Annotated in this window: 3 protein-coding genes; all 3 read right to left on the reverse strand. The window is 61.2% G+C overall.

Translation table 11 applies throughout. The annotated features are described in order from the left end of the window. Positions 1–1524, reverse strand: a 1524-nt coding sequence (locus tag EOA22_RS30740) for an ABC-F family ATP-binding cassette domain-containing protein (RefSeq protein WP_164756062.1), incomplete at its 3' end; no start/stop codon positions are given. A gap of 124 nt (positions 1525–1648) precedes the next feature. Next, the gene (locus EOA22_RS30745; protein ID WP_013532467.1) at positions 1649–2098 is read right to left on the reverse strand and encodes a MucR family transcriptional regulator; all 450 of its coding nucleotides are present in this window, start codon (positions 2096–2098) and stop codon (positions 1649–1651) included. 162 nt (positions 2099–2260) lie between these two features. After that, on the reverse strand, positions 2261–2491 hold a 231-nt coding region (locus tag EOA22_RS30750; protein WP_245478726.1), incomplete at its 5' end, for a hypothetical protein.

Raw genomic sequence — 2491 nt, forward strand, 5'->3', positions numbered from 1 at the left:
GTCATAGGGGTTGACCGCGCCGTCCTTGACCAGCCACAGCCGGTCGGCGGTTGCCTCGAGCAGATGGCGATCATGCGAGATCAGGATGACGGCGCCAGGGAATTCGTTCAACGCATGGATCAGCGATTCGCGGCTGTCGATGTCGAGATGGTTGGTCGGTTCGTCGAGGATGAACAGGTTCGGCCCCTCGAAGGCCGACAGGCCCATCAGCAGCCGCGCCTTCTCGCCGCCCGAAAGATCCTTGGCGGCGGTGTTCATTTTCTCGGTCGTGAGGCCGAACTGGGCGACGCGGCCGCGCACCTTCGATTCCGGCGCCTCCGGCATCAACCGGCGGACATGCTCGTAGGCGTTTTCGTCCGGCCGCAGATCGTCGAGCTGATGCTGAGCGAAGATCGCCACCTTCAGCCCGGGCGCCACCGTCATGGTGCCGCTCTCCTGCTTCAACCGGCCGGACAGCAGTTTGGCGAAGGTCGACTTGCCGTTGCCGTTGGCGCCGAGCAGCGCGATGCGGTCGTCGGCGTCGATGCGCAGCGTCATCTTCTTAAGGATCGGCTGCTCCTCGGTGTAGCCGACATTGACGTTGTTCAGCGCCACGATCGGCGAGGCCACCGTCTTCACCGGCTCGGGGAAGGAGAACGGCCGCACCGAGTCGTTCACCAGGGCCGCGATCGGCTTCATCTTTTCCAGTGCCTTGATGCGCGACTGTGCCTGTCTCGCCTTGGAGGCCTTGGCGCGGAACCGTTCGACGAAGGATTCCATGTGCTTACGCGCGGCTTCCTGCTTGACGCGGCCCTTCTCCTGCAATTCCTTCTGTTCGGTGTATTGACGCTCGAACTGGTCGTAGCCGCCGCGCCAGAAGGTCAGCTTCTTCTGGTCGAGGTGAACGATCGAGTTGACGGCGCGGTTGAGCAGGTCGCGGTCGTGCGAGATCAAAAGCACGGTGTGCGGATATTTCGACACGTAGTTTTCCAACCACAGCGTGCCTTCAAGATCGAGATAGTTGGTCGGCTCGTCGAGCAGCAGCAGATCGGGCTCGGCAAACAGCACCGCGGCGAGCGCCACGCGCATGCGCCAGCCGCCGGAAAAGGAGGAGGCCGGACGCCGTTGCGCAGCGTCATCGAAGCCGAGGCCGGCGAGAATGGTGGCGGCGCGGGATTCGGCTGAGTGCGCGTCGATGTCGGCCAGCCGCATATGGATGTCGGCGATGCGGTGCGGATCGGTCGCCGTCTTTTCCTCTTCGAGCAACGCCGTGCGTTCGAGATCGGCCTTGAGCACGATCTCGATCAGCGCATCCTCGGTGCCTGGCGCTTCCTGCGCCACCTGGCCGATGCGGGTGCTCTTCGGCAGGCTGATCGAGCCTGTCTCGGACGGGAAATCGCCGGTAATGGCCTTGAACAGCGTCGTCTTGCCGGTACCGTTGCGGCCGACGAGGCCGGCTTTGGTGCCGGCTGGCAAGGTCAGCGAGGCATGGTCGAGAAGCAGGCGTCCGGCCATGCGGAGCGATAGGTCGTTGATGATCAGCATGGCCGCGCTTTTGCACCGGACATCAACGCTTCGCAAGGCCTTGCGGGCCAGTTGGCCGCACAAGGCCTCGAAACGACGCCCGCGAGGGCGCCGTCAAAGCAGCCGAACGGTGGCTTGCCTGCTCTCAGGCAGTCGCCTTGCGCTTCGTTGCCTTGGCGACAGCGGCCGGCGCTGCTGCCGGCTTGCGGCCAAGTCCCGTCGACTTTGCCAGCGCCGATCGCGTCGCCGAGTAGTTCGGCGCAACCATCGGATAGTCCGGCGGCAAGCCCCATTTGGCCCGATAGTCGTCCGGGCTTAGGCCGTAGTCGGTCCGCAGATGCCGCTTGAGCGACTTGAACTTCTTTCCGTCCTCAAGGCAGATGATGTAGTCGGGAAACACCGACTTCTTCGGATTGACTGCCGGAACCAGGTTTGGAGTTTCCGCGACAACTGCACCAGCGAGCTTGCGAACCGAAGCACTGACGCTGGCAATCAACTCAGGCAGGCCGGAAGCCGGAAGGGGATTGTTGCCTACATAGGCCGAGACAATATCGGCCGTCAGCTCGATAACGGTCTTATCATCGATATTTGACAATTCTTTCACCTTATTTGCGACAAAATCCTCCACCCCAGCGAAGACTTGTGTCGATGTATCTCTTTAACCGCGTCCCCCAACGGACCGCCAAGTCTCATAAAAGAATGAAGAATCGGCCAAAATAGCATTCATGCGAAATCGACGCCGTGCAAATTAGAAAATCTAATACTTGGAACCAGCAGACTTAGCGGCAGGACTTTCGTCCAATATCTCCAGAATACGCTTCCAGCGGGCGCAGCGCGCCAAATCCTTTTGTTCTATCGCCTTTTCGGCCCTCATCGCGGCGTAAAGCGGTGCCTCGACGCCGAATTCGTCGATCAGCCAATGCGCTTCCTGAATGGCCAGACGCTCATTCTCGTCAAACATGGTTTTCGGCCTCCGAACGTTCCACAC

The organism is Mesorhizobium sp. M7A.F.Ca.US.014.04.1.1, assembly GCF_003998745.1.
Lineage (GTDB): Bacteria > Pseudomonadota > Alphaproteobacteria > Rhizobiales > Rhizobiaceae > Mesorhizobium > Mesorhizobium ciceri.